Source organism: Methanobrevibacter thaueri, from assembly GCF_015062915.1.
Lineage (GTDB): Archaea > Methanobacteriota > Methanobacteria > Methanobacteriales > Methanobacteriaceae > Methanocatella > Methanocatella thaueri_B.
Window position 1 is genome coordinate 1 of sequence record NZ_SUTJ01000014.1, and the last position, 23,483, is coordinate 23,483.

Sequence of the window (23,483 nt, forward strand, 5' to 3'; positions counted from 1 at the left end):
TTTTTGGAGATATTATTATGAAAGTTTTAGGAATTAATACAAGTCCAAGAGAAGCTAGTAATGTGAAAATTGCTTTGGAAGCTGCATTGGATGCTGCTTCAGCAAAAGGCGCTGAAACTGAAATAGTTGACGTTAACAAATTAACAATCACTCCATGTCAAGGTGACAACTATTGTAAAGAACATGATTCTGAATGTGCTTTAAATGATGATATGCAGGATATCTATCAAAAAATCGAGGAAGCTGATGGAATCATCCTGGCAAGCCCAATATACTTCTGTGACGTGAACGCTCAGGCAAAACTCGTAATAGACAGATTATACTCATATTTCATGAACCCTAAATACAGCGAATTGTTCTCAACTAAAAAAGTTTCAATAATTGCAACCCACGGTGCAGCTCCTTTAGAAGCATTTGAAAGTTCCCTAAATACTCAAATGGCAGCTTTTGAAGTATTAGGATTCAAAACCGGTAACATTATTAACTTGGATGACAATAATGTTCCAGGTGCAATTAACGATAAGGAAGATCAACTTCAAAAAGCAAGAGAAATTGGTGAAAACTTAATCTAAATCAATGGTGATATCATGACCAACATACACGAAAATTGTGACAATTATGTAAAGAGTAAGGATATGTGTTTAAGATTCTTTGAAATGGGCATTAGTGATGTCAGTCAATACGATGAATGCGCGGAAAAAACAGTATTCAGCGATAAGGATCTTCAAAGAAAATGGAGTAATTAATCTTCATACATAAACTATAAACATATTAGTATTTAAAAAAGAAGAAAATGAGATAATTCAAATCTCATTTTAATTTTATTTTAACTTTTTTTGCGGCCTTCAAGTAGTTGGCATTTCCCTTAAATTTAAATTTTCAGGATTAGTAATATGGAGGTTATAAAGATTTGAAAAGTATTGACTCAGTTTTAATTGCAGATCCAATGATGTGGCAAATCAACAATGGATTACAACATAACAAAATGCTTGGGGATGTCAAAAGTGGTTATGAAATATTTTTCTTTAACTGATTTAATAGGGGGTTTTAACATAATATCTAACGTGGTATTATGAAAAAAACATATATTTGTATATTAATTGCTTTATTGGCAATCATAAGTCTAACTACTGTTTCAGCAGGTTTTTTAGACGGATTTTTCGGTGGAAATGTTCATTTCGGAAATTTAACCATGAATGCGAATGATGAAAATTATCAGGAAGGGATGAATGTTGTAAATATTGAGAATTATACTATTGACCTATTTTCTTTTCAGGGGGATGACTCTAAAGACGGAAGGTTTTCGGATATAGCTAATAGCTTTAAGAAAGATAGTTCCAACATGTTTACAGAAAAATCAGTAACTGAAGCATTTAAAAATGCAGATGACTCTTCAGATGGAGTAAATATTATTCAAACTGAAATTCATAATGATGCGGGTTCCAAAACTGTTTCAAAACAGATTAACGGTTTAAATGAAATATCTGATTTTAAGGGATTTGATATATCCGGCCATCAGGCGGCAGATTTTATTGTTTCTGAATCAATGACTGTTGACACTACAAAAACATCTTCCGATGTGCCTACCATTGTGATTAATGGTGAAACAGTGTCTGATCCAACTTCTGAGAAATCAACAGATGCGGATATCTGCTCCAGATGGGTTTTAGTATATGATGAAAAAACTGATACCATGTACGGAGTGTCCATAAATTCTGCATTGTATGATACATTAACTGACAAAACTCTTCTTCAGACAGATGGACTTAACAGTCTTGTAGACTCTATTAATGTTGATGGTTAATATATTTTTTTTTAAATGAGAAAATATTTTCTCATTATTTTTTTTTAATGGTTTTGAATAATTCCTCTCAAAACTCCGTTAAATATCCTAAATTAGAGATTTTAAGCTATTGATACCTTAAAATAGGATTAATTATCAATAGAACTAATTGTATTATTAAGATTCGAAGCATTGTATTTCTTTCATCATTATTAAAATCCTATGAATATATTCAACATTGAATCTTACAAACTCCCGAATTCTTGAGGCAAAATTCAATATTTTCATTGTTGCAATTGAATTTGCAGTCTATGATTGTTGTTATGTGGATGATATAATTTGTTTTTTAGCTTGTTGTAGATGTTGTGTTTGTAAAACAGTAAACTATAAATAGTATGTTTCACTGAAAGCAATTTTTCAAGGTCATAACAATTTTTTAAAGCCTGTATAAGTAGATAAAACTTAAATAAGATAATAACAATACTATATATTAATTTAAAAGGAATTTTAATTCCATTTTTTAAAATTAAAGAAAATATAAAGGAGAACTATTTATGAATTATGAATTAGTGGATACAATCCTATATACTGGAGAAGAAGGTTCTGTAAGTATTAAAGTGATTGTGGATAATAAAATAGCATTAGGTGATAATATGTCTGAAAATCCAAATTATTGGAAATTATTGGGGATAGTTAAAAAGCTAAAAGAAAAGGACAACAAATGTTTTGTTTGTGGATCTAAAGAAAAAATTGTCCCTCATCACTTAAAAAAGGTAAAACAAACAAGTGATGAATATTACAGTGAGAATAACTTGATACTGCTGTGTGATAAGCATCATCATCAATATCATCAGCAATACTCTAATGTTAATCCAAAAACATTTTGTGAGTTCTTAAGGGATAATTTTGTGCTTAAAATTAAAGAAAGTGAAATCAATAAGGTCAAAAAGAAAAGAAGGTTAAAAATGGACATAGATTTAAATAATCCATTAAAAATTTCTAAACTTACTAAATTTATCAAATTGGTTAATAAAACCGCTAAAAAAACAGTTAAAATATCTGTTGGTGATAAATTGTATGGAATCCGTAATGTTAGAGATCAGGAAGGCTGCACAATATTGGAAATTAGGGGATATAAGGATGGATTTGTACTTCCCAATTATGAAAATGATAATTTTGTTATGCATATTGACTATATGGTGATGAGTTAAGATTGTCTAAGTTTAGAAAAATTATTAAATTAGTTTCTGGAAAAAATGTGCTAAAAGTATCAATTAAAGAAGAATTATATAATATCGTTCAAATTAAGGACAGGGAGGATGCACTTATTTTTGTTGTTGAAAATCAACAGTAAACAAGCAACCTTCATTAATTGACTAATAGATTTATCACTTCATTCATTTGAAGTTGAAATCTATTCTTCATTTTATTATTGTACTTCATTTAATTGAAGTAATGTTTTTAACTATATCTAATGGAGTACTTCAAATTAAGTATATATTTTATTAATTAATGGATAAATCTTTTTAATATATGAAAAGTAAAATAGTTACTGATAATGATGAAAAAGATCCTGATTATTTTAATCTCAATACTAATATTCATGAGCTGTGTTCATGCCCAAGACAATACAACCGTTGAAATAAATGGAGTAAGTTTTGAAATTCCAGAAAAATATAATGGTGGAAACATATATAAAAATGGTTATAGTGCAGATTATTTTCATTTAACCTGCATTGATGATAATATTCCTAAATCAATTGGTTTGTGGGCTTGTGAAAAAGATTATGAGGAAAATTTAACTATATCAAATCATCCAGTGAAATTTTACTACCAATATAATCCATCTATCAAAGATAACTATTCTCATGCCTATTTTGCTTCCGGAAATTCTATCTATGAAATTAGTTGGATGGGCAATAATATCACGTCAGATATTGAAAAATTAATTAAAGACACACCACCATCTAAAATAAATAAAGATAAATTTTATTCCCTAATAGATGAATCTATTAAGACATATAAAATTATTAAAAATCAGCAAGATGAATGGGATGCAGAATATAATTATTTGGAAGCTAAGTACCATGAATCCTTATCAAAAAATCCTGATGACAGCCGAACAAAAGAACTTTTAATAACCTTAATGAATAGTAAAATTTCATGAAGAGTAAACAAATTTGTAATAATAGTTTTTGTTAAATACGAAAATACTTAAATAGAAAATACGAAAATACTTAAATAAAAAAATGGCTATTTTCACTGTGGAAAATTTCCATATACTAATCTTGATGATGTGAAAATTATTCTTTTTGGATGTTAGAATTGAAAATTTGAAAATGGTCACAAATATTTTTTGCAACTTATAAGTTGCAGCATTCATATTTTTTTGTATTATTGAACTTACAGTTTGCATCACCCAAACTTAAAAAATTTTATTAATTTTTATAAATTTTTTATTACAAAATCAAAATTTGAAGAAAACACCATTTTGAAACCACCTGATGTATATGTATTACTTCACTTCCAACATTTCTCCACAAACTCCCAAATTGACCTAATTTAATATATAAATAGAACGTATATTTTATGTAATAATATACAGTAAAAAAGAAAAGATACGAAGTATTTATATACTAAAAAAATAAAAGTATAAATAAGGGTTTGAGTAAAAAATTTAGGAGGCAAAAAAGCTTATGATCGAAGTCGATGAGCTAAAGGACTACCTAGATGAATACTTAGAAGAAAAACAAGAGGTAAAAAACTTAACAGAGGAAACCGTAAGAAAACAAACATTCAACATATCCAAATTCATTGAATATCTTGAATCAGAAGGAATCGCTGAATTGAATGACAGGAATGTGAAAAAGCAATTAAGACATTACCGTAGATACTGTTTAAAACAACGTGGCAACAAAAGGACCACTGTCAAAACATACATGATGAACATTCTCGAATTTATAAACTCAGAGGACGTTCAGGAAGAAATCCAGCATGATACAATCAAGATGAAGGATATCATTGAAGTTAAGACAGAAGATCCTGAAACTGCTAAAAAAAGAATTGAAAAAATCTCTCTAACTTGGCAGCAATCCAATTTCTTTTTAGATACCATCCAAAAAAGCGGAAACATTCGAGATTACGCTATTTGCAGGACTTTCATCGATTCTGGAATGAGGCTGAAGGAACTTGTACTCTTGAACAAGGATGATATTCAAGTGCCAATAGACGATAAGGGATTCTATGTCCTTCCAAACAACACTGATGAGTTCATTGATGTATATCTACGTGCAGAAACCACAAAAGGTGAAGCCAAGGACCGTACAACGTTCATTACCTATGATACATTGGTCAGCCTCAATGACATGATAATGGATCGTATCACAAAACTCAGGAAAAACACCAATGATGTCTACAGGCCAGTGATTCAAAGAAACAAGGCTGCTGAAGAGAAGAATCGTGAAGAGCTATTCACCAATATCAAGGGAAAACGCATAGGCAAGCGTGGAGTTCAGGACATCATCAAAAAGCATGCTCGTGAGTGTGATGAGAGAATCGAAGAGGAAGGCATTGACTGTCCTGTAAACTACTTTGAAAATGTCAGTGTTCACATTCTAAGACACACTGCACTGTCTCATTATGCTGAAATCCTTACAGTTGCCGAGGTACAGTCAATTGCAGGCCATTCCAACTCACAGACAACAGATAAGTATATCCACATTGACCGTGAGCAAATGAAACAAAAGTTAAGAGTCAATTCTCAAAAATTCATTTAAACATTGCACTTAATATTAAAAATAATAGATTTAAATATCATATAAGTCAAATATTATAACAAGAACTTTTATAATGGATTTTATATGAATTTGAGGAAACAATTTTTAATATTAAGTATTTTTATTATTTTTATTTTCGCATGTGGCACATTTACTGCTTCAAATCTTCACAATAGCGAAGATTTACATGTTACATCTGATTTTTCTAACCAAACTGATGTTTTCGGTTGCTGTTCCATAGTATTGCAGCTTGACGGAAACGATACAATGATCTCCTATAGGCGTGATTCAAACGTAACAGCTGATGTATTTATTGAAAAAGTCAACTGGCATGGTATTCCTGCCGTAAAACAATATAAGGAATATGGAGGTTACTTCAATCATGTAATAGTTACCAATAACGGTTGGGTAATCGGTTTGGGCGGAATAGATGACGGTAAAAATAGTGAGATATGTGAAAACATCACTGCCGGCATGATAAATGACAATTATACAATATCAGAGCAGGCATTGGCAAAGATACAAGATATTAAAAAGCCATACGGAAGAGGACATGTTGTAATCAAGGCTCCAAACGGCAATTATGGTTTTGCCAATGTGGACAAGCTCAAAACTGGAACCTTGAAACCTGGACAATACATTTCCATTCCAAATAATTATTCCTTATCAAGATCGGGCAATCTTTCTTTAAATTCCACTGATTTGGTTGGAGAAATGACTAAATTATCCCAATTGGATAAGTATGGATTGGATAGAAGGGAAATAGTCACTTATGATTTTAAAACTACTGAAAAGGGAAACATTACTGACATTTATGTTTCCAATGAGGATGGATCTCAGGTTGGCGCTAATTACACAGAATGCATAGATGACATTCATTTCAACAATACTGTGATTAAAGGTTCAGATATTCCAATTGGACCAAATTACAAAAGCATTGGGTCAATTGAATTTACAGGTGAACTCACAACAGCAAGCAAAGGTACTGTGCTGATGGTTCTTATTGCATTTGTAATTTTTGTTGCATTGCTGTTCTTCATTGTTCTGAAATTTGTGAGATTCATAAGGTATAAAATCCGTCGTAGATTTTAATAAAATTTATGAAATTTATTAAAAAAGAGTAAATTTAAAGAAAATAGTCTATCTCAACAACTTGATATATATGTAAGAGTTGATTTATAGCATTTTCTTAATATTACTTGAGCATAACTGGTAAAATATATAGTATATCTACTTTCTGTATATACAGATAGTATGTAAGTATATATTATCCATATTTACAGAAGTATTGAAATACATATTTACCTATTAATTCATATATTACTATAGTATGTAAATATATATTAACATGATTTATAGTATAAGTACATATATAACTATAATATCTTATAATACTACTATTACTATTAATATATATTCAAGGAGAATATACGGAAATACATTTCCGACTATGGTAATATTACACTAACGCTTTTCGCAGCAAAAATAAAGCTTTAAATCAAGTATTTAACTTAAATTCAATCAATTTGAACTTATTTTATATATTTAACATTTATTTATTTTGATAATCAGATAATATAATTATATTCAATGGATATGCATCTAAATACAATACCAGAATCCTCAATTTTTATAAGATTTATTAAATTTTATGAAATTTCTTAATTTTATGAAATCTGAAAAAATACAATCTTTACTAAAAGGTGATATTTAAACTGCTCCATATATATGTGGCATTATAAGTAGGTCCCTTTCGTTAAATGTGTGGTGGTAATGTTAAAATTTATCTGATTTTTTCATGAATTATACATGTTTGTGATGAATTCTGCTTAATTATTTTCATCTACAATTAGTTACCTAAAATTACAACTTCACCTATCGAAACAAGTAAAGTAATTTCAGCAATCTGGGAAAAATTGATCAACATAATTAACACAACACTTCAAGTAACTTTCTTTATTTATCAATTCCATCGTTATTTACTCGTTTAAAGATATCTTTAATCTCATTCTTTTAAATTCGCTTCAATTCATCGAAAGATTTATAAACAATTAAAATATAATTATAATTAATTTTATTAAGCAAATTTGTTTGATAAAATGTGTGATGAATCTAGAAAGGGTAAAAACAGGTGGCGTGAGTATATCTCACTAAACATCCCCTTCATTATAGATTCATCACGTTTTTGGCATTCAACGGCAGCGTACTTTAATATAATAAATTATTAAAAAAATTATTTCAATAATTATATAAATTTTTAAAGTGATTACTATTGTAATCATACTACCACCCCCGTTAAATTAATTAATGGAGATGAATGCCAGTGAATTACCATACTACCATAATACCTGTTTTTAAACCAATAATAATTTTTACCACTGATTTTGTATGGCATCCACTAATGGAAACAACCATCTAGTTATTTCTCGTATACACTATTTATTGTCTATTTTATTTAAAATAAGCAGTTTTAAACGCTTATAATTTTTATAACTCAAAGCAATATTACGAACTCAGACAATCTTAAATATGCAAGCGTTTTTACAAAAAATAAATAAAATTCAATAGATTTAAAAAATGAGAATTAATCTCATTGAAAAAATAAGTCTAAAATCCTAAAAGTATCTTGATGCCTATTAGGATAAGTATGACACCACCGAGTATCTGGAATTTGTCACCTACATAATCGCCAAGTTTCTTGCCGATGAATATTCCAATTATGCTGAAGGCAAATGCAACGATTCCAATAATTGTACATGATATCATAAGGGGATCATTTAAAAGTGCAATGGTTATTCCAACCGCAAAGGCATCAATGCTTGTTGCCACTGCAAGAAGAGTGACCTCCCTGAATGAGAAATTGTCTGTAATCTCCTCATCGTCACCTGAGAGGCTTTCCCTTATCATGTTCAATCCAATCAGCAAAAGAAGTATGAATCCAACAATCGGTGCAAGAGATTCCACGATGCTTGCAATCACATTGCCGCAGAAGTATCCAAGTATTGGCATTATAAATTGAAAACCGCCGAAAAACAGGCCGTAATATATTATTTGTGGCTTTGTCAGATGTTTTTGTGTAAAACCCTTTGTCATGGATACGCTGAATGCATCCATTGCAAGGGCCACGGCAATGAGAAATGTTGAAATTACGTTAAATGACATTAACATATTTTTTGTAACTTATTTTATATAAAAATAGGGATTACCTGGGATTAAACCCAGATAATCGTCGCACGGTCGGTTATGGGAAACAACTTTTCAGTCATTTCCCATATAATCTATTATGTGTTCTTTTTATTTAAAATAGGCAGTTTTAAATGCCTGCAATTTTTCTAACTCGAAGCAATATTACGAACTCAGACAATGGCTAAAATGTGATTGATTTTTAAATAACCTATTTATAGTATTTTATATCTAATATAATATCATGAAAGACTTGTTTGATTTTGTTGAATTTGGAGATTTGAAACTTAACAGTAGAATAGTCAGGACAGGATTATGGGAGTCCCAAAGGGAAAAGACAGGCAATATGACACCTGAAATATATGATAGGTATGAGAATATGGCTGCAAGTGGCGTTGGATTGATAATTTCAGAGGTCTACTCACTATATCCTCGCGATGTTTTCTCAAAATACACCAACACTATTCATTACAACCGTTTTGTCCGTGAGGCACGTGATTTGACAGATCTTGTTCATGTATATGATGTTCCAATCTTTGCCCAATTGGGTTTTGTCCAGTTCAACAAAAGAACAGAGCAGAACATTCCTATTGATGACGTTACCATTGAAGATATTAGAAAAATCCAGACCGACATCATCATGGCAGCTCAGAAATTCGATTATGGGGGCTTTGATGGTATTCAATTGGGTCTTGGTAACTATTACTTCTTGGCAAGGTTCATCAATCCAAATTTCAATCACCGCAAGGACAGGTATGGCGGCTCCACATTGAACCGTCTTAAAATAGTTCTGGAAATAATTAAAGTCATAAAGGAAACAACAAACCTTCATATAAACTGCCGTTTGAATGCATATGACGGCACCAACATGGGAATGGAACTTTCCGAGACAATTGAGATATGCCAACTGCTTGAAAAGTATGGTGCTGACTCACTACAAATCACCCGTCCACGCTCTCCACAATTCTTCACACAGGAAAACAAGGATAAAAACCCATTGATTGAGGCAACCAATGAAATCATAAAAAACGTTTCAATTCCGGTTATCCTTGGTGGTGGTGCAAACAGTCAAAATCAAATCAATGAAATCCTGAATGAAACAGAAATAGATTTCATATCCATGCAAAGGCCTTTTGTCAAGGATCCGAGTTTCCTTGTAGACTGGCAGCTTGAAGGAGATGGTGTCAGCCACTGCATAACCTGCAACAACTGCTACTGGAAAAAGACAAGCACTTGCCATATCAGGCCGTGTAACATCAAACCTTAATTTTTTTTAAGTATTTTTGCGTATGTGGGCATTCATATATGCATTTTCCACATATCAGCTTATCCAATCCCAAATGCTTCAGGCTTATGTCATTGGCATAATCCCTGCATTTCTTATCATCGTAAAAATCATTTCTTTTAAGATTAACATTCCAGTTTATGCCGCTTACCGCTCCTGCAGGACAAGTGTCCCTGCATTGCATGCATTCTCCACAGTATGACTTTTCTATTGGTTCATCCAAATCCAATGGGGCATCGGTTAGAACTGATGACAATCTGAGTGCTGAGCCGTATTTTCTTGTGACGAACAATGCTGACTTGCCAATCCATCCAAGTCCCGCCTTGGTTGCAACGGTCTTGTGGGGAAGTTCGAAACTGTTGTCCTTGCCGAAATCCCAACCAAGATTCCTTGTGGTTTGAGCATAGGCCCTAAAGCCAAGATCATTGATGTAATCCTTGCACAATTCACCTAAACTATCCAATTTTTCATTAAGCCAGTCATAATGGTTAAGGTAATCCCTGGTTGGTGAGTCCCTGATTGTCAATATCACTTCCGGTGGATATGTAATGTAGAATGCCACTCCCTGATTCAATCCTTTTTTTGGGGTTACATCACTTATATCTGCAAAACCCACTTCCACTGCACCGTTTTTCTTCAGGTAATCCTTTAACTTATCCATAGTCATCACTGTAGCTTCTGAACTTTCCAAGAAAATGATTCAATTCCTCATTGATTTGTGTTAGTGTCACGATAGGCTTGTGGTTTAGGAGACTGTTCAATGCAATAAGCAATGGTATTGCCTCGCCCACTGTGATGTTTTTAAACTCAAGATCCTGATAGGTTATCATGAAGTTTCCGTTAAGGTGCTCATCGATTCTCAACCCGTATGGAATGAAGTCAATCTCGTTTTTCTCAATCAGCTCCTTTAGGACTTCGGTTCCCTCAAGAATATCCTCGAATTCTATCTTCTCCTTGCTTAATATGGGTTCAAGAAAGTCAAAATGAATATCATAATCATATTTGGCATGGTTTTTAAAGTATTCGTTGACCATCAGGTAGTTGATGTAAAGTTCATGGTCAATGATTGAGTATTTCTTGTTGTTTAGGATGAATTCCATAATTAAATTATTGTAAAAAAAAGTATAAAAAACTAGTTGTTGAAACTAGTTTTCTTCTGGTATTGTTTCTTTTTTAGCCATCTTCTTGAATTTTGAGATGAATATTTTTGCCCAGATGTAACCGACTGTTCCCCCTACGAAACAACCGAACACCACACCGGCATAGATTCCTGTAAGTCCCCATCCGAAGATGAAACAGAACAGGTATGCAAATACACTTTCAAGAATCAATGATCTTAGAAGTGTGATTAAAAGTGAGTATGTTCCCTTACCTACACCCTGGAAAACCATTGATGACATCATACCGTGAGGGATTGCAAGAACAAAGAGGCTCAAGACTGATATGGCATGAGCAATCTGCGGAGACAGTGCCGCACTTGCCTCAGTGTATGAAAACATGGTTGCAATCGGGGATGAGAAAACAAACATCACTGCACCCAATGCGATGGATATTGCAAAACCCAATTTAATAGCATATGAATGTGAAGTCTTTAAATTCTGATAGTTACGTGCACCGTAAGCGACACCTGCAACGGTAAGTACTGCGGTTCCAAGACCTATCAATGGAATCATAGCCAGCTGCACAATCCTCATTGAAGCGGTATATACTGCCACAGCTGTTGTGTCTGCAGCCATCACGAGCATACTGTTGATGATTATTGCAAGTATGGAAAACACTAGGCTTTCAAGGGTTGATGGGATTGCAACCTGAAGGTTGTCAATAATCATTTTTGTTGAGTACTTGAAGTTCTTAAGGGTCAAGTCAAGGTATAAGTCCTTTTTACCCCATATCCAGTAGCTCATCACGAGACAGGACAGTATCGCTGAGATCACTGTTGCCCAGGCGGCTCCGGATATTCCGAAGTTCAATACGTAAATGAATACTGGGTCAAGAATAATGTTCATGATAGCGGTTACTGCAATTGCGATTGTTGCCCTTCTCATGTCTCCTTCGGATCTGAATATCGCTGATGCTACACCTGAATATACGAACACGAACAGGAATCCGAAGATGATGTAACTGTAGTCCATTGCGTATTGTATTGTGCTTCCTGCACCCATCATCTGAAGGATAGGCACCATGAACACTTCAATTATTACTGTGAATATCAATGACACGATAATTGCAAGAAGGATACCGTGCAATCCTGCATTGTTTGCCTGGTCACGGTTTCCAGCACCGATGTATCTTGCAATAAGTGAGTTTGCACCGGCACCAATACCGTTTCCAAGTCCAACTAGCACCATGAATAAAGGTGTGATGAATCCTACTGCAGCCAATGCATCTGCCCCTAGTCCTGCTACCCAGATACTGTCTGCAATGTTATAAAGCATGATCAATAACATGGAGAGCATCATCGGCAATGCCAGTTTCACGATTGCCTTTTTAGGGTCTCCTGTTATCATTTCAATATTACTACTTTTAGCCATTTTACTCCTCTTGATTTAACTCTATTGATTTTATCGCTACCTCTTTCAATGTTTTCTGTAGCTCCTCTTTTTCTATTGAATTATCATTAAATAAATAATCTTCCCATTTTTTAAGTTGATCTATTGCTTTTGACAAGGTCTCTTCACCTTTTGGTGTTAATGAAACCTTTTTCTGGCGCCTGTTTTCCTCATCAACTTCTCTTTTAACAAGGCCATTGTCCTCAAGCTTCTTGATGGATCTTGCAACGGACCCCTTGTCAATGCTGCATCTTGAAGCAATCTTTTCCTGGTTGATTTCCTTTTGATGGGCTATCTCAAACATGAAATTCAATTGGGATGAGTTAATGCCGAATTCCTCAAGATGACGGTTCAGGTACAATGTCTGGTTTTTAACGATGATTGCCATTAATTTGCCAACGGGAAGTTTAGTTGCGTCAATAATCTTAAACTCCTCTAGTGACATTTTATCACTCAATGAATGAAGATAAATCATAATCGTTCTTTTTGACTTCTTTGGTGGTTAATGCCAAAGTCTTTTGAGGTTTAATTGAATATTTCTCCAACTGTTTAAAAGCGGATTCAAATCCGCTGCTTCCTGCAGTCATGAAGAACTTGACATTTTTGAATTTACCTTCGTTTTGCTTTAAGTATGAAATCAATGGATTTGCAGCTCTGCTTGCCCATACTGGAGCTCCAAGATAAACAATATCATAATCTTCAGGGTTGTATTTTAAATCTTCAAGTTCGACTATCTTTTCGGTTATTGCATCCTTGCCTCCACGGGCATAGCCGATTTTACCTGAATAGTTTACTTTTGATTTTATTTCTTCAATATCTGAATTGGTTTTGCTTGCAATGTCTTCTGCGAGCCTTTTTGTAATGCTTGTTCTTGAATAATAAACTACTAATGATTTCATACAATACTATTAATACTTTATCATATATAAATGTTGCATTGACAACTATTGTTTATGCAACAATTAAAAATTGAACAGTATTCACAATATCTCTTAAAAAATTATAAAAAAATGGTGATGAAGAAAAAGAATTTAGAATTTGAAGATGGATTTGGTCCATTTGAACTTGTGTTTTGCATCCTGAACGCTTTCATCGTATGTTTTAACCTCTGTACCGTATTCCTTTTCAACAATCTTTAATTTTTGATCAACATCAAGGGAAGTGTCTTTGAGCTTGTTGAAGAAGGATATTTCCTCATCAAGAGCTTCCATACGTTTTTCAAGTTCAGCCTTTTCTTGAGTGACCTTATTTAACCTGTAGTCAACTGCAGTGCTACTTTGACTTTTAATCATGTCTTTCATTTCAAACAATGCGTCCACCGCATCGCCTATGTCCATGCCGTTTTCTTTAAGGATTTCAACTTTTTTCGCTTGCTCATCTGTTAATTCGATTTCCATTTTCATAATTAAATCCCCATAAATATTATTAATTAATAATATATTTCTTCCATATCATTTAAATAATTTTCACAACACTTATTAATTTAAACAAAGTATAAATATCCATATGAATAAGTTAAAAATAGCAAAGCCAATATCAACATTCACTAATCCACCAATCATCTGCATACCATTGTTTTTGATTATTTGTTTAACATTATCATTTGCAGATGGCGCTTTTGACCTTACAAAGTTCATCACTTTGGAGATAGTTTCACTGATTTTCGCCTCAGCATTGCCAATGGCAATCATATTGTTCTGGGCTAAAAAGCTTGGAACCGACAAGGACATATCAAACAGGTCAGACAGGTACATGCCGTTGATTGTAGGGGTTGTCTCATACTTCATTGGCTTTTTGGTATGCTTGATTTTTAACTTGGACAATTTCCTCACTTGCCTGCTTTTATGTTATGCAGTAAACACTGGTGTTGTCCTAATAATCACAACAAAATGGAAAATCAGTGTACATGCCACAGGTTTATCCGGCCCTAACGCTGCACTGATACTTCTTTTAGGACCAGTTGGAGCTTTGATAGGAATATTGTATCCGTTGATCATATGGTCAAGGGTTCTTTTGAAAAAGCACACATTGGCGCAGGCAATTGCCGGAGGGGTTCAGGGATACTTCTTAACAGTCCTTGAAATGTACCTATTCAGCTTTATTTTAAACATGCCTTTGGGAAACATCGTAAGCCTATATGACTCAATCCTGTATATATTGGCAATTATAATAACTCCAATCATTCTGGGTGTTTTAAGCTATACTAACAAGTCAAGAGTCATGTTCATTATCTTAGAGATAATTGCATTGGCGTTATTTTTAGCTTTTGCTCCATTGAATGTGTTTATAGTATTTTTGGTTGTGAGCCTTGCTTCAATATTCATCAGCCTTTATGCAGGCAATGATTTTGTATGGTTTGAAGTTTTAAAATGAAAAAAAAAGAATAAGGATTTTAAATCCTTATTTGATTACAATTTTTGACTTTTTATATACATCATAGTTCTTGTTTTTGGAAGTGATTACAACCTTGTGTGATCCTCTTTTGAGCTTTTTGGTGTTGATTGTTGCAACGCCCTTCTTGTTTGTTTTAACTATGAATTTTTTGACCTTTTTACCGGTGTACACCTTAACCTTAATCTTTAGGTTTTTAACATTGTAGTGTGTTGACTTGTTTTTCACTTTTATTGTGAACTTTTTGGATTTCTTGTATTTTGCTGTTAGTTTAGGTGCCTTTACAATGGTATCGGCTTTTTTAATGGTTATTGTCTTTTTAACGGTACCTGATTTGAACTGATTGCCATCCACTGAAACTTTGATGGAGTATTTTCCAACCGGAAGCTGGTACAATGGGATATATGCCTCATATTCGTCCAAATCGGTATATCCGTAGAATGTCTTGGTCTTCTTGCCAACGGTGACAACAACCTTGATTTTCACATTGCTTATATAATATCTCTCATCGTCAAGGGTAGTGACTCTTAAACATTCAAGTGAATCGTAGGTTGTGGAATATTTGTCAGGAAGGATAATCATCTTTAAAGTGTTGTCGATTTTAACATTCTTTAAGGTGTTGTTTACATTTTTCAATGTGCCCAATTTAATGTAGACTTCCTGATTATCACCAAACTGTGAATTTGATATATCAACAGCACATAATTTAGTGTAAATGCCTGAAACATTTGCTGCAGTGTTGGATGTGAAGTTTGAATCAGTAATGGATAACCTTGAGTCGAAATTTCCATTATCATCCAAATCGCTACTTGCAAATATTGCTCCAGCTTTTTCATTTGCGACATTTGATGTGAAGCTTGAATTTTTCACGGTCAGGTTACCCCAGCAATTTATCGCTCCACCATTATCTGCACGATTGTTTTGAAAAGATGAATCTGAAATTAATGCATTATTGCAAAGTGAACTGATTGCTCCACCTTCACTTCCCTTTGAAGCACGATTTGCATTAAATTGACAACCTGAAATGCTCATTGAATCACATGGAGCATATATTGCTCCTCCGCAGTAGGTTGCAACATTATTTGTGAAGTTTGAATTGATTATCTTCAAGTTTCCAGAGGATACATATACTGCTCCGCCGTAATCTGCCCCGTTGTTTTCAAATGTTGAGTTTATGACAGTCAATGCACCATTATTGGCATGGAAAATCGCTCCCCCATCATCCCGTTCATTGTTGTTAATAAAGGAACAGTTAATGACAGTCACATCGAATTTTTTACTGTTGTATTCATTCAATATGGCGCTTCCATATGAATTCTTTATTGTCAAGTCCTTCAATGTTACATTGTTCGCCTTGATGACAAACACATTGCTTAACTTTTTGGCATCTAAAGTAGCACCATTCTTTGATCCTTGAATTGTCACGCTTTTGTCAATGTTTATTGGTTTTCTATTTCCGTGATAATATCCCTCAAGTTCAATAACATCACTGCTGCTGGCGCCTTTAATGGTGTTTTGGACATCATCAAATGAATCTCCACTCACTACAATGTTTGAAGAGGTTAAATTGGCTGAGGTTTGGTTTTCCTCAGCACAAACCACGGACATTGTAAGTATGATAATGAATAATGATAATAAACCTATAATTTTCCTGTTCATAATTTAACCTCACACTATTTTAATCTTGGATTTTGCACTGATCTTGTAGTTGCTGTTTGCGGATGACACTACAATCTTATGTGATCCTCTTGAAAGCTTTTTGGTGTTGAGCTTTGCATTACCATTGTCATTTGTAGTTAATGTGTATGTTTTCACTTTCTTGCCGGTGTAGACTTTCACCTTTACCTTGGTATAGATAACAGGCTTTTTGGTCTTCTTATGTGTGACTTTTATTTTATAAATGTTGGATTTCTTGTATTTTGCAGTTGCCTTAGGTGCCTTGACTACGGTTTTAGCCTTTTTAACTGTGATTGTAATGGCAGATGAGCTCACGGTACTCCAATCGTCACTTATGAAGGTCACCTTGTATGTGCCGACTGCCAAACGGGTGTTCAGCTTAAGGTTAAGAACGCCTTTTGCATTTGTCTGCTTGTAGAACTGCTTTGTTTTTTTGCCGTTGCATTTAGTGTATATTCCGAAATACTCAACAGGTAGGCTATTGTACTTGTTTTTCAATGTAACTGTGAATATGCCGTCACTGTCATAGGTGTATGTCAAGTCCTTTGCGCTTGCAACTATCGGCACAATCTTTTTCATTGAATTGTCCAGAACAACCCTGTCAGTGTATGTTGTTTTTGACTTGCCGTTTGTTACTGTTAACTTTGAGTCAGGTTCAAAGCTTACAACACCCAATGAGTTTGACTTGAAAGTGCAGTCATTCAGGCTGACCTCATATGAATATATCATCACTGCACTGGTCCTGCTTGCATTGTTTGCAATGAAATTGGATTTCTCGACTATCGCTTTTCCACCGAAATATAAATATAATGCTCCTTGCTTAGCGTTGTTGCTTGTGAAGTTGCATCCTGAGATTAATGCATAGCTTCCATAAACCTCAATGGCTCCTCCCTGATCATTTGCAGTGTTTTTGTTGAACTTGGATTTCTTGACTGTGAGTTTTCCATATCCTGCCTCGCCGCTGAAGCGGATTGCACCGCCATAATTCTCAGCAAAGTTCTCAGTGAATTGGCAATTGTTCACATTAAGGTTTCCATATTTGGATGATTTCAAATTGCCTGATAAATATACATCTATTGCTCCTCCCCTATCGGCGGAGTTTCCTGTGAATGTGGAATCCTCAATATTGACATTACCATATTTGGACTTTGATGCGGTCTTGTATAACGGCAGGTCAATGTTAATTGCACCTCCCAGATTTCCCGCACCGTTATTTGTGAATGTGGTTTTTTTCACGGTCAAATTGCCCTGTGAGTAGATTGCTCCACCATCAACTGCATAATTGTCCTTGAATGTGCAGTTAATGAATATCAGATTTCCCTGTGAGTAGATTGCCCCACCCTTGTTGGAAATGCAGTTTTTGAAAATTAGATTCTTGAATGTGACATCACCCTTGCTTACGGTGAATGCCCTTGTCTGGTTTTTACCATCCAATGTTGCACCATTGCCTTTTCCTTGAATGGTTATTGATTTGGAAATGCTGACTTGCTTGTCTCCAGTATAGTATCCGTCAAGTTCTATGACGCTATTTTCACTGGCAGCATCCACTTCGCCTTGTATGTCTGTAAAGGTGCCGTTTACATCGCCATCTTCAGCTGATACAAAGCCAATGCTTAAAATAAAAGCAACCAGCGTTAGAATAAAAATGAATTTCTTATTCATGATAAACCTCCCTTATCATTTGCATTTATTTTTGTTAGAAATAGTATATATAAAATATGTTTTATCGGTTTTTAGAGGTTATTATAACTTTAAAGCTATTTTTTGAATGATTTGGAAAAAAAAAATAGTTTCATTTTTGTATAAGTTAAAAAAATGTTTTGTCAGTTATTGTACTGTTTGAATGTTCAGTTCACTGAACTCATCATAGTCGCTTGCATGGATTACATCCAAAAAGAACTTCCTTTTTACGGGACCCAGATTATCCAAAAAGTCCTGATAATATTTGCTGTCTTTTATTTGCATATAGTCCTCTTTAATTAACATGAACATTTTACTTTTGCATTTTAATGGAAGGTCTCTTAAAGCAAAACGAGGACCATTTATCTTGTAGGCAAGCAGGTCAAACTTATATGCATCATACCAATCATTTTCAATGAAAATTCTCATAAGCACTTGTCCGGCAGCGACGGTGTCGAGGAACTTCTCATCAACCACATGAGTTATTGACTCGTCATGCTTTCTTCTGTAGTATAAGTGCTTTTTAATGATTGAGATTCTCTCGGCCTTCAAATAGACATAGTAAAAGAATGGCATGTCCTCAAAAAATATTCCTTCAGGAAACTTCGCATCGATTTTATTTAGAAATTCCCTTGAGTATATTTTCTGGCAAACCCCAACGGACAGGTCAAATATTGATCCTGGAGTTTCTTTTGGTGAGAATGCCCTGTTTTCAAATGACTCGTCAAATGTCTTCAGGTCAAACCAGTCATTTTCGTAAATCTCTCCATTGTTGTAGTTGATCATCTGGAAAAAGGTCATGTCAGCATCATGTTTGGTGATTTCATTGTATGATATTTCCAGTGCCCTTTCATGATACCAGTCATCTGAATCGAGATACATCACATATTGGCCCCTAGCTATTTTCAGGGCATTGTTTCTGGCGGCTCCAGGACCCTGATTGGATTGGTTGATAATTGTGATTCTATCATCATCAAATGATTTTATGATATCTAATGTTTTGTCGGTTGAGCCGTCATTTATAACTATTAGCTCAAAATCTGTGAATGTCTGATTGAGAACTGATTCGATGGCCTTTTGAATATATTTTTCACCATTGTAAACTGGCAATATCACTGAAATCTTCATTAATTAATAGTAGTTCATTTATAAAAATAAGCTTTTCTAAATAAGATTAACAACCAATCTGATACAATTCAAATCCCATGGAATTGATGTTTTTATCGTAGATATTCCTGCCGTCAAAAATTATATTCCTGTTTAAATTGTCTGAAAGAATATTGAAATCAGGATTTTCAAATTCTTTCCATTCAGTGATTAGAATCATTGATTCGCAATCCTTTAAGGCAGAATACTTCTCATCAACAAATTCAATTGAATGCAGATATTTCTCATCAATGGCCTTTTCAAATTCAGCTGTTGCTCTTGGATCATATGCCCTGATTTTTGCACCTTTTTCAATAAGCTTGGAAATTACCACTAGTGATGTGGCTTTCCTTACATCATCTGTTCCGGGTTTGAATGCCAGTCCCCAAATTCCAAAGGTAAGTCCATTCAAATCATCTCCGAACCTGTTCACTATCTTGTTTACAAGAACGTTCTTTTGATTTGAATTAACCTCTTCAACTTGGGTGAGGATTGCCGGGTCATATCATTAGAATTGGCCATTTTGATTAGCGCATTGACATCCTTAGGCAAGCAGCTTCCCCCATAACCGCATCCTGCATTGAGATAATCATGTCCAATCCGCATATCGGAACCTATTCCCCTTTGAATGTCCTGTATATTCGTGCCGGTGACCTCACAGATATTTGCAATCTCATTCATGAATGATATCCAGGTTGCAAGCAGTGCATTGGCAACATATTTTGTCAGTTCTGATGATTCCACATCCATTAATATAAATTGTTCATGATTTGAAGTGAATGGTTGGTACAATTCTTTCAGAGTTTCAAAGACCTTGTCGTTTTCAGCGCCTATGACAATCCTGTCCGGATTCATGAAATCTTCAACAGCCCTGCCTTCCCTTAAAAATTCCGGATTGGATGCAATGTCCACTTCTATTTCGGAAATTTCATTGATGATTCTTTGAATTTCATGTGAAGTGCCTACAGGAACCGTTGACTTGACCACAACAAGAGACTCATGTGATATTGTCCTTCCAATGTTTCTTGCCGCTTCAAGAACATGGTCAAGATTAGCGCTTCCATCATCATTCATTGGTGTTCCAACAGCAATGAATATTATATTTGAATCATCCACTGCCTCCTTGAGGTTAGTTGTAAATATAAGGTCTCCACTTTTTTGAGATTCAATGACGATTCTTTCCAGATCAGGTTCAAAGATAGGTATGACTCCCCTCTTCAAGCCTTCAATCTTTTCTTCATCGATATCCACACAGTATACCTGATTCCCCTTTTTGGAAAAGCAGGCTCCTGTAACCAATCCAACATATCCGGTTCCAATAACAGTAATGTTCATAGTTCACCTAAAACTTTCATTATAAAATCAACGCGATTGTCAAAAGTATGATTTTTCAAAACAATTTCCCTACCCTTTTTGGCGAGTTTTTCCCTTTCTGAAGGGTTGTTCATGTAATATTCAATTTTATCTGCCAAATCATCAACACCCTCATAAGTCACGATGCAATCCTTAAATATTGTAGCTGCAGAAGGGATCTTATCTGAAATAACCAATGTTTCACATAAAAGGGCGTCAAATAATCTGTTGGATGGGAAATCCCATTCCCTCATATCCTTCCAATGGTCATTCAGCAATATTTTGCAAGATGAGTAGTACTTATGCAGTTCCTCATTTGGGATGAATTCTCCGCAAACGTACTTCTCATCAATTTTATTGTTCCAGTGCTTGCCGTAAACGGAAACCGGATAATCAGTCTTGAGGATGTCCTCCATTATCTCACGGTTTTTGCGTCCTATTCCTACAAATAGAATATCATGTCTGCATTCCTCATCCTCTTGAGGATAGAACACTTCAGGGTCGCTGCACTGAAGTAATGGGTAGACTTTTGTTTTTATTTCGTTTCCTATTTTATTTGCATATTTTTCTGATGAAATGAATACTGCATCATAATTTTCATATTCATCATTGTCCACTAAATCAGGGTGTGAAATGTTCCACATCAAATTGATGTGATTAGGATTTGTCTTATACTCATACAAACCCCTTAAAACGAAAACTATATCCACATCGTCGTCACAATACCATGACTCCCTTTCATGGATTATTGCATTGAATCCTTTCCTCTCAAAAGACTTCTTTAATGCCAATGCCATGAAATAGTCTCCCCAATGATGTTCCGTTTCGGGATTTGGGGTTTTAATGACTATAGTTTGTTTTTTCCTTTTGTTTTTAAATTTTCTTAAAAAATTTCTAAAAGACATATAAATCGTTTAATTTTTATCATTTCAACTATAGAAACCCTGAACAGTTATTTTCTATTATATATTTCCAAATATATAATAATTTATATTACATTTTAAACAATTTACACAAATTAAATAATATTTATATTATTTTTTTATCTTAATAATGCAAGAATACCACGACCTCTTTTAGGTCGTGGATGAATTGCACAGTTGGGTATACTTACTTTCAATGTTGTTATTATTTATAATTTATTGTTTTTGCGGGTTTAGAATCCATATATTTCTTTTTAATTCTGTTTAGTGTAATTTTTGGTTTATTATAATTTATTATTTTTTTTCATGTTTTAAAATAGTAAGATTACTGTCCAAATGCTCTTTCCTATTATTTAATATATAAGTTACATCTGAAATTATACTATATCATTTGTATTGTGTTTGCATTGACCATTTTATTATGGTTGATTTTTATAATTCTATAAAAACATATTGGGGAGTTTCTGGATGGTGAATTTGGTTAAAAAGAATATTGAGGTTAGAATTTTTCCCGGTAAAATGGATCGCAATGATAATGGAGAGAAAATAGCCAGCATCAACCAAATTGAATCCAACATCGGCATTAGACGATTTATCTACAACGAGGAATTAGAATTCATAAACAACTTTAAAAAAATGTTAATTCAATATGGTTACGGTGACGATATAAAAATAAAAGTAAACGATAGTTCTTGCAGTGTTATTTTAAATATGTTGAGGTGTGAGTATCCTTTTTTGGAAAAAGCAGAATCCAGCAGCAGACAACAAGCACAAAAAGACCTAATCACTGCTTTTAAAAGATACGATGATCCATATTTAAAATCCGCTTATCCAACTTACAAAACCAAGAAAAAAACCTTAAAATCCACATTCAGAATAATAAACAACCACAATAATGTAAGAATCACACCGGATAAAAATGGATATGATAAAATAAAATTAGCCAAATTAGGATTAGTCAAATTCAAAACAAGCAAAGAATACCGAGAACTACTACGCCGAGGAAGTGACAAAAATGACCCGAGCGTGAAAATCAAACACGTAACCGTTAAAAAAGTACACGGCAAATACTACGCCGTTTTTAACATAGAATATATGCATGTTCCGGAAAATATAATTGGTCCGCTAATGCAAGTGGGAATTGATATCGGATGTGGAAAACTAGCTGTACTTTCCAATGGCACAGAGATACCCAATCTAGACCTAACAAGGGAAACAGACAACATCATACGACATCAAAAAAACATGAGCCACCACAAAAAAGCTTCCATAAGATACCTTGAAGCACAAAGATTATACAATAAAGCATGGGAAAAATTCCTAAACAAAAGAAAAGACTACTACAATAAGTTGGCAAACTACATCGTAAAAAACAGTTCATTTGTTGTTGTTCAAAATGAAAACATCATTGCATGGAAAAACAACAAACATCTAAGCCACAGCATACAATTAAATGCGCCTCGTGACTTCATGGACAGACTAGAGAAAAAATGCCAACAAGAAGACGTAAAATTCATTAAAATTCCCCGTGTTTTCCCATCAACCCAAAAATGCAGCAATTGCCAAAAAATCAACAAAAACCTCAAAGGAATCGAAAATCTAGGAATAAGGAACTGGAACTGCCCATATTGTCATACACATCATGATCGTGACTTGAATGCAGCTATAAACATCCTTAATAAAGGATTAGAAATCGTAGGGACTACGGTGCAGTAAAAATTTTCCAAAAAAAAACTA

The 23,483-nt window shown here is 34.0% G+C and carries 24 protein-coding genes; 11 read left to right on the forward strand and 13 right to left on the reverse strand.

The window, feature by feature from the left end:
- Window positions 1-17 precede the first annotated feature (17 nt).
- The 8 genes from E7Z78_RS08145 to E7Z78_RS08180 all read left to right on the forward strand — a co-directional run bounded on the left by E7Z78_RS08145 (window position 18) and on the right by E7Z78_RS08180 (window position 6,651).
- Complete coding sequence (locus E7Z78_RS08145; RefSeq protein ID WP_303724661.1) at window positions 18-572, forward strand: flavodoxin family protein; 555 nt, start codon at window positions 18-20, stop codon at window positions 570-572.
- A gap of 15 nt (window positions 573-587) precedes the next feature.
- Window positions 588-746 (forward strand): hypothetical protein, encoded by a 159-nt coding sequence (locus E7Z78_RS08150; protein WP_303724662.1) that lies wholly within the window; start codon window positions 588-590, stop codon window positions 744-746.
- Window positions 747-1,108: 362 nt separating this feature from the next.
- Window positions 1,109-1,804, forward strand: coding sequence for a hypothetical protein (locus E7Z78_RS08155; protein WP_303724663.1), 696 nt, complete (start codon window positions 1,109-1,111; stop codon window positions 1,802-1,804).
- A gap of 533 nt (window positions 1,805-2,337) precedes the next feature.
- Window positions 2,338-2,994: an HNH endonuclease signature motif containing protein gene (locus tag E7Z78_RS08160; protein WP_303724664.1), complete on the forward strand. Its 657-nt coding sequence runs from the start codon at window positions 2,338-2,340 to the stop codon at window positions 2,992-2,994.
- 2 nt (window positions 2,995-2,996) lie between these two features.
- A complete protein-coding gene (locus tag E7Z78_RS08165; RefSeq protein ID WP_303724665.1) occupies window positions 2,997-3,137 on the forward strand; it encodes a hypothetical protein in 141 nt (46 codons plus the stop codon).
- A gap of 204 nt (window positions 3,138-3,341) precedes the next feature.
- Complete coding sequence (locus E7Z78_RS08170) at window positions 3,342-3,950, forward strand: hypothetical protein (protein ID WP_303724667.1); 609 nt, start codon at window positions 3,342-3,344, stop codon at window positions 3,948-3,950.
- Between the two features lie 529 nt (window positions 3,951-4,479).
- Window positions 4,480-5,559: a tyrosine-type recombinase/integrase gene (locus E7Z78_RS08175; protein ID WP_303724668.1), complete on the forward strand. Its 1,080-nt coding sequence runs from the start codon at window positions 4,480-4,482 to the stop codon at window positions 5,557-5,559.
- An 84-nt stretch (window positions 5,560-5,643) separates the two neighbouring features.
- Complete coding sequence (locus E7Z78_RS08180) at window positions 5,644-6,651, forward strand: hypothetical protein (RefSeq protein ID WP_303724669.1); 1,008 nt, start codon at window positions 5,644-5,646, stop codon at window positions 6,649-6,651.
- Between the two features lie 1,515 nt (window positions 6,652-8,166).
- On the opposite strand, the gene E7Z78_RS08185 is transcribed toward E7Z78_RS08180, so the two are convergent.
- Window positions 8,167-8,721, reverse strand: coding sequence for a manganese efflux pump MntP family protein (locus E7Z78_RS08185; protein ID WP_303724670.1), 555 nt, complete (start codon window positions 8,719-8,721; stop codon window positions 8,167-8,169).
- A gap of 265 nt (window positions 8,722-8,986) precedes the next feature.
- Here E7Z78_RS08185 and E7Z78_RS08190 point away from each other — a divergent pair, with 265 nt between their 5' ends.
- Window positions 8,987-10,009, forward strand: coding sequence for an NADH-dependent flavin oxidoreductase (locus E7Z78_RS08190; RefSeq protein WP_303724671.1), 1,023 nt, complete (start codon window positions 8,987-8,989; stop codon window positions 10,007-10,009).
- Here the strand turns inward: E7Z78_RS08190 and E7Z78_RS08195 are convergent.
- The 6 genes from E7Z78_RS08195 to E7Z78_RS08220 form a co-directional block, all read right to left on the reverse strand.
- The gene (locus tag E7Z78_RS08195; protein ID WP_303724672.1) at window positions 9,999-10,688 is read right to left on the reverse strand and encodes a 4Fe-4S double cluster binding domain-containing protein; all 690 of its coding nucleotides are present in this window, start codon (window positions 10,686-10,688) and stop codon (window positions 9,999-10,001) included. The two genes, E7Z78_RS08190 and E7Z78_RS08195, sit on opposite strands and share 11 nt — an antisense overlap.
- Window positions 10,681-11,127, reverse strand: a complete 447-nt coding sequence (locus E7Z78_RS08200; RefSeq protein WP_303724674.1) for a hypothetical protein — start codon at window positions 11,125-11,127, stop codon at window positions 10,681-10,683. The genes E7Z78_RS08195 and E7Z78_RS08200 overlap by 8 nt, the downstream gene beginning before the upstream one ends.
- Before the next feature lie 45 nt (window positions 11,128-11,172).
- Window positions 11,173-12,558 (reverse strand): MATE family efflux transporter, encoded by a 1,386-nt coding sequence (locus tag E7Z78_RS08205; protein WP_303724675.1) that lies wholly within the window; start codon window positions 12,556-12,558, stop codon window positions 11,173-11,175.
- A 1-nt stretch (window position 12,559) separates the two neighbouring features.
- Window positions 12,560-13,021, reverse strand: coding sequence for a MarR family winged helix-turn-helix transcriptional regulator (locus tag E7Z78_RS08210; protein WP_303724676.1), 462 nt, complete (start codon window positions 13,019-13,021; stop codon window positions 12,560-12,562).
- A gap of 4 nt (window positions 13,022-13,025) precedes the next feature.
- On the reverse strand, window positions 13,026-13,475 hold the full coding sequence (locus E7Z78_RS08215) for a flavodoxin (RefSeq protein ID WP_303724677.1): 450 nt from the start codon (window positions 13,473-13,475) through the stop codon (window positions 13,026-13,028).
- 132 nt (window positions 13,476-13,607) lie between these two features.
- On the reverse strand, window positions 13,608-13,979 hold the full coding sequence (locus E7Z78_RS08220) for a hypothetical protein (protein WP_303724678.1): 372 nt from the start codon (window positions 13,977-13,979) through the stop codon (window positions 13,608-13,610).
- Between the two features lie 103 nt (window positions 13,980-14,082).
- Between E7Z78_RS08220 and E7Z78_RS08225 the strand changes: the two genes are divergently transcribed.
- Window positions 14,083-14,949: a hypothetical protein gene (locus E7Z78_RS08225; protein WP_303724679.1), complete on the forward strand. Its 867-nt coding sequence runs from the start codon at window positions 14,083-14,085 to the stop codon at window positions 14,947-14,949.
- A gap of 27 nt (window positions 14,950-14,976) precedes the next feature.
- On the opposite strand, the gene E7Z78_RS08230 is transcribed toward E7Z78_RS08225, so the two are convergent.
- The 6 genes from E7Z78_RS08230 to E7Z78_RS08255 all read right to left on the reverse strand — a co-directional run bounded on the left by E7Z78_RS08230 (window position 14,977) and on the right by E7Z78_RS08255 (window position 21,620).
- Entirely contained in the window at window positions 14,977-16,626 is a 1,650-nt protein-coding gene (locus E7Z78_RS08230) for a hypothetical protein (RefSeq protein WP_303724680.1), read from the reverse strand.
- A gap of 9 nt (window positions 16,627-16,635) precedes the next feature.
- Entirely contained in the window at window positions 16,636-18,306 is a 1,671-nt protein-coding gene (locus E7Z78_RS08235; protein ID WP_303724681.1) for a hypothetical protein, read from the reverse strand.
- A 165-nt stretch (window positions 18,307-18,471) separates the two neighbouring features.
- Window positions 18,472-19,452, reverse strand: coding sequence for a glycosyltransferase family A protein (locus tag E7Z78_RS08240; protein WP_303724682.1), 981 nt, complete (start codon window positions 19,450-19,452; stop codon window positions 18,472-18,474).
- Window positions 19,453-19,498: 46 nt separating this feature from the next.
- A complete protein-coding gene (locus E7Z78_RS08245) occupies window positions 19,499-19,882 on the reverse strand; it encodes a UDP binding domain-containing protein (protein WP_303724683.1) in 384 nt (127 codons plus the stop codon).
- A 29-nt stretch (window positions 19,883-19,911) separates the two neighbouring features.
- Complete coding sequence (locus E7Z78_RS08250) at window positions 19,912-20,805, reverse strand: UDP-glucose/GDP-mannose dehydrogenase family protein (protein WP_303724684.1); 894 nt, start codon at window positions 20,803-20,805, stop codon at window positions 19,912-19,914.
- Window positions 20,802-21,620, reverse strand: a complete 819-nt coding sequence (locus E7Z78_RS08255) for a glycosyltransferase (RefSeq protein WP_303724685.1) — start codon at window positions 21,618-21,620, stop codon at window positions 20,802-20,804. Before E7Z78_RS08255 ends, E7Z78_RS08250 begins: the two co-directional genes overlap by 4 nt.
- Window positions 21,621-22,214: 594 nt before the next feature.
- Here E7Z78_RS08255 and E7Z78_RS08260 point away from each other — a divergent pair.
- On the forward strand, window positions 22,215-23,462 hold the full coding sequence (locus tag E7Z78_RS08260; RefSeq protein WP_303724686.1) for an RNA-guided endonuclease TnpB family protein: 1,248 nt from the start codon (window positions 22,215-22,217) through the stop codon (window positions 23,460-23,462).
- Window positions 23,463-23,483 lie beyond the last annotated feature (21 nt).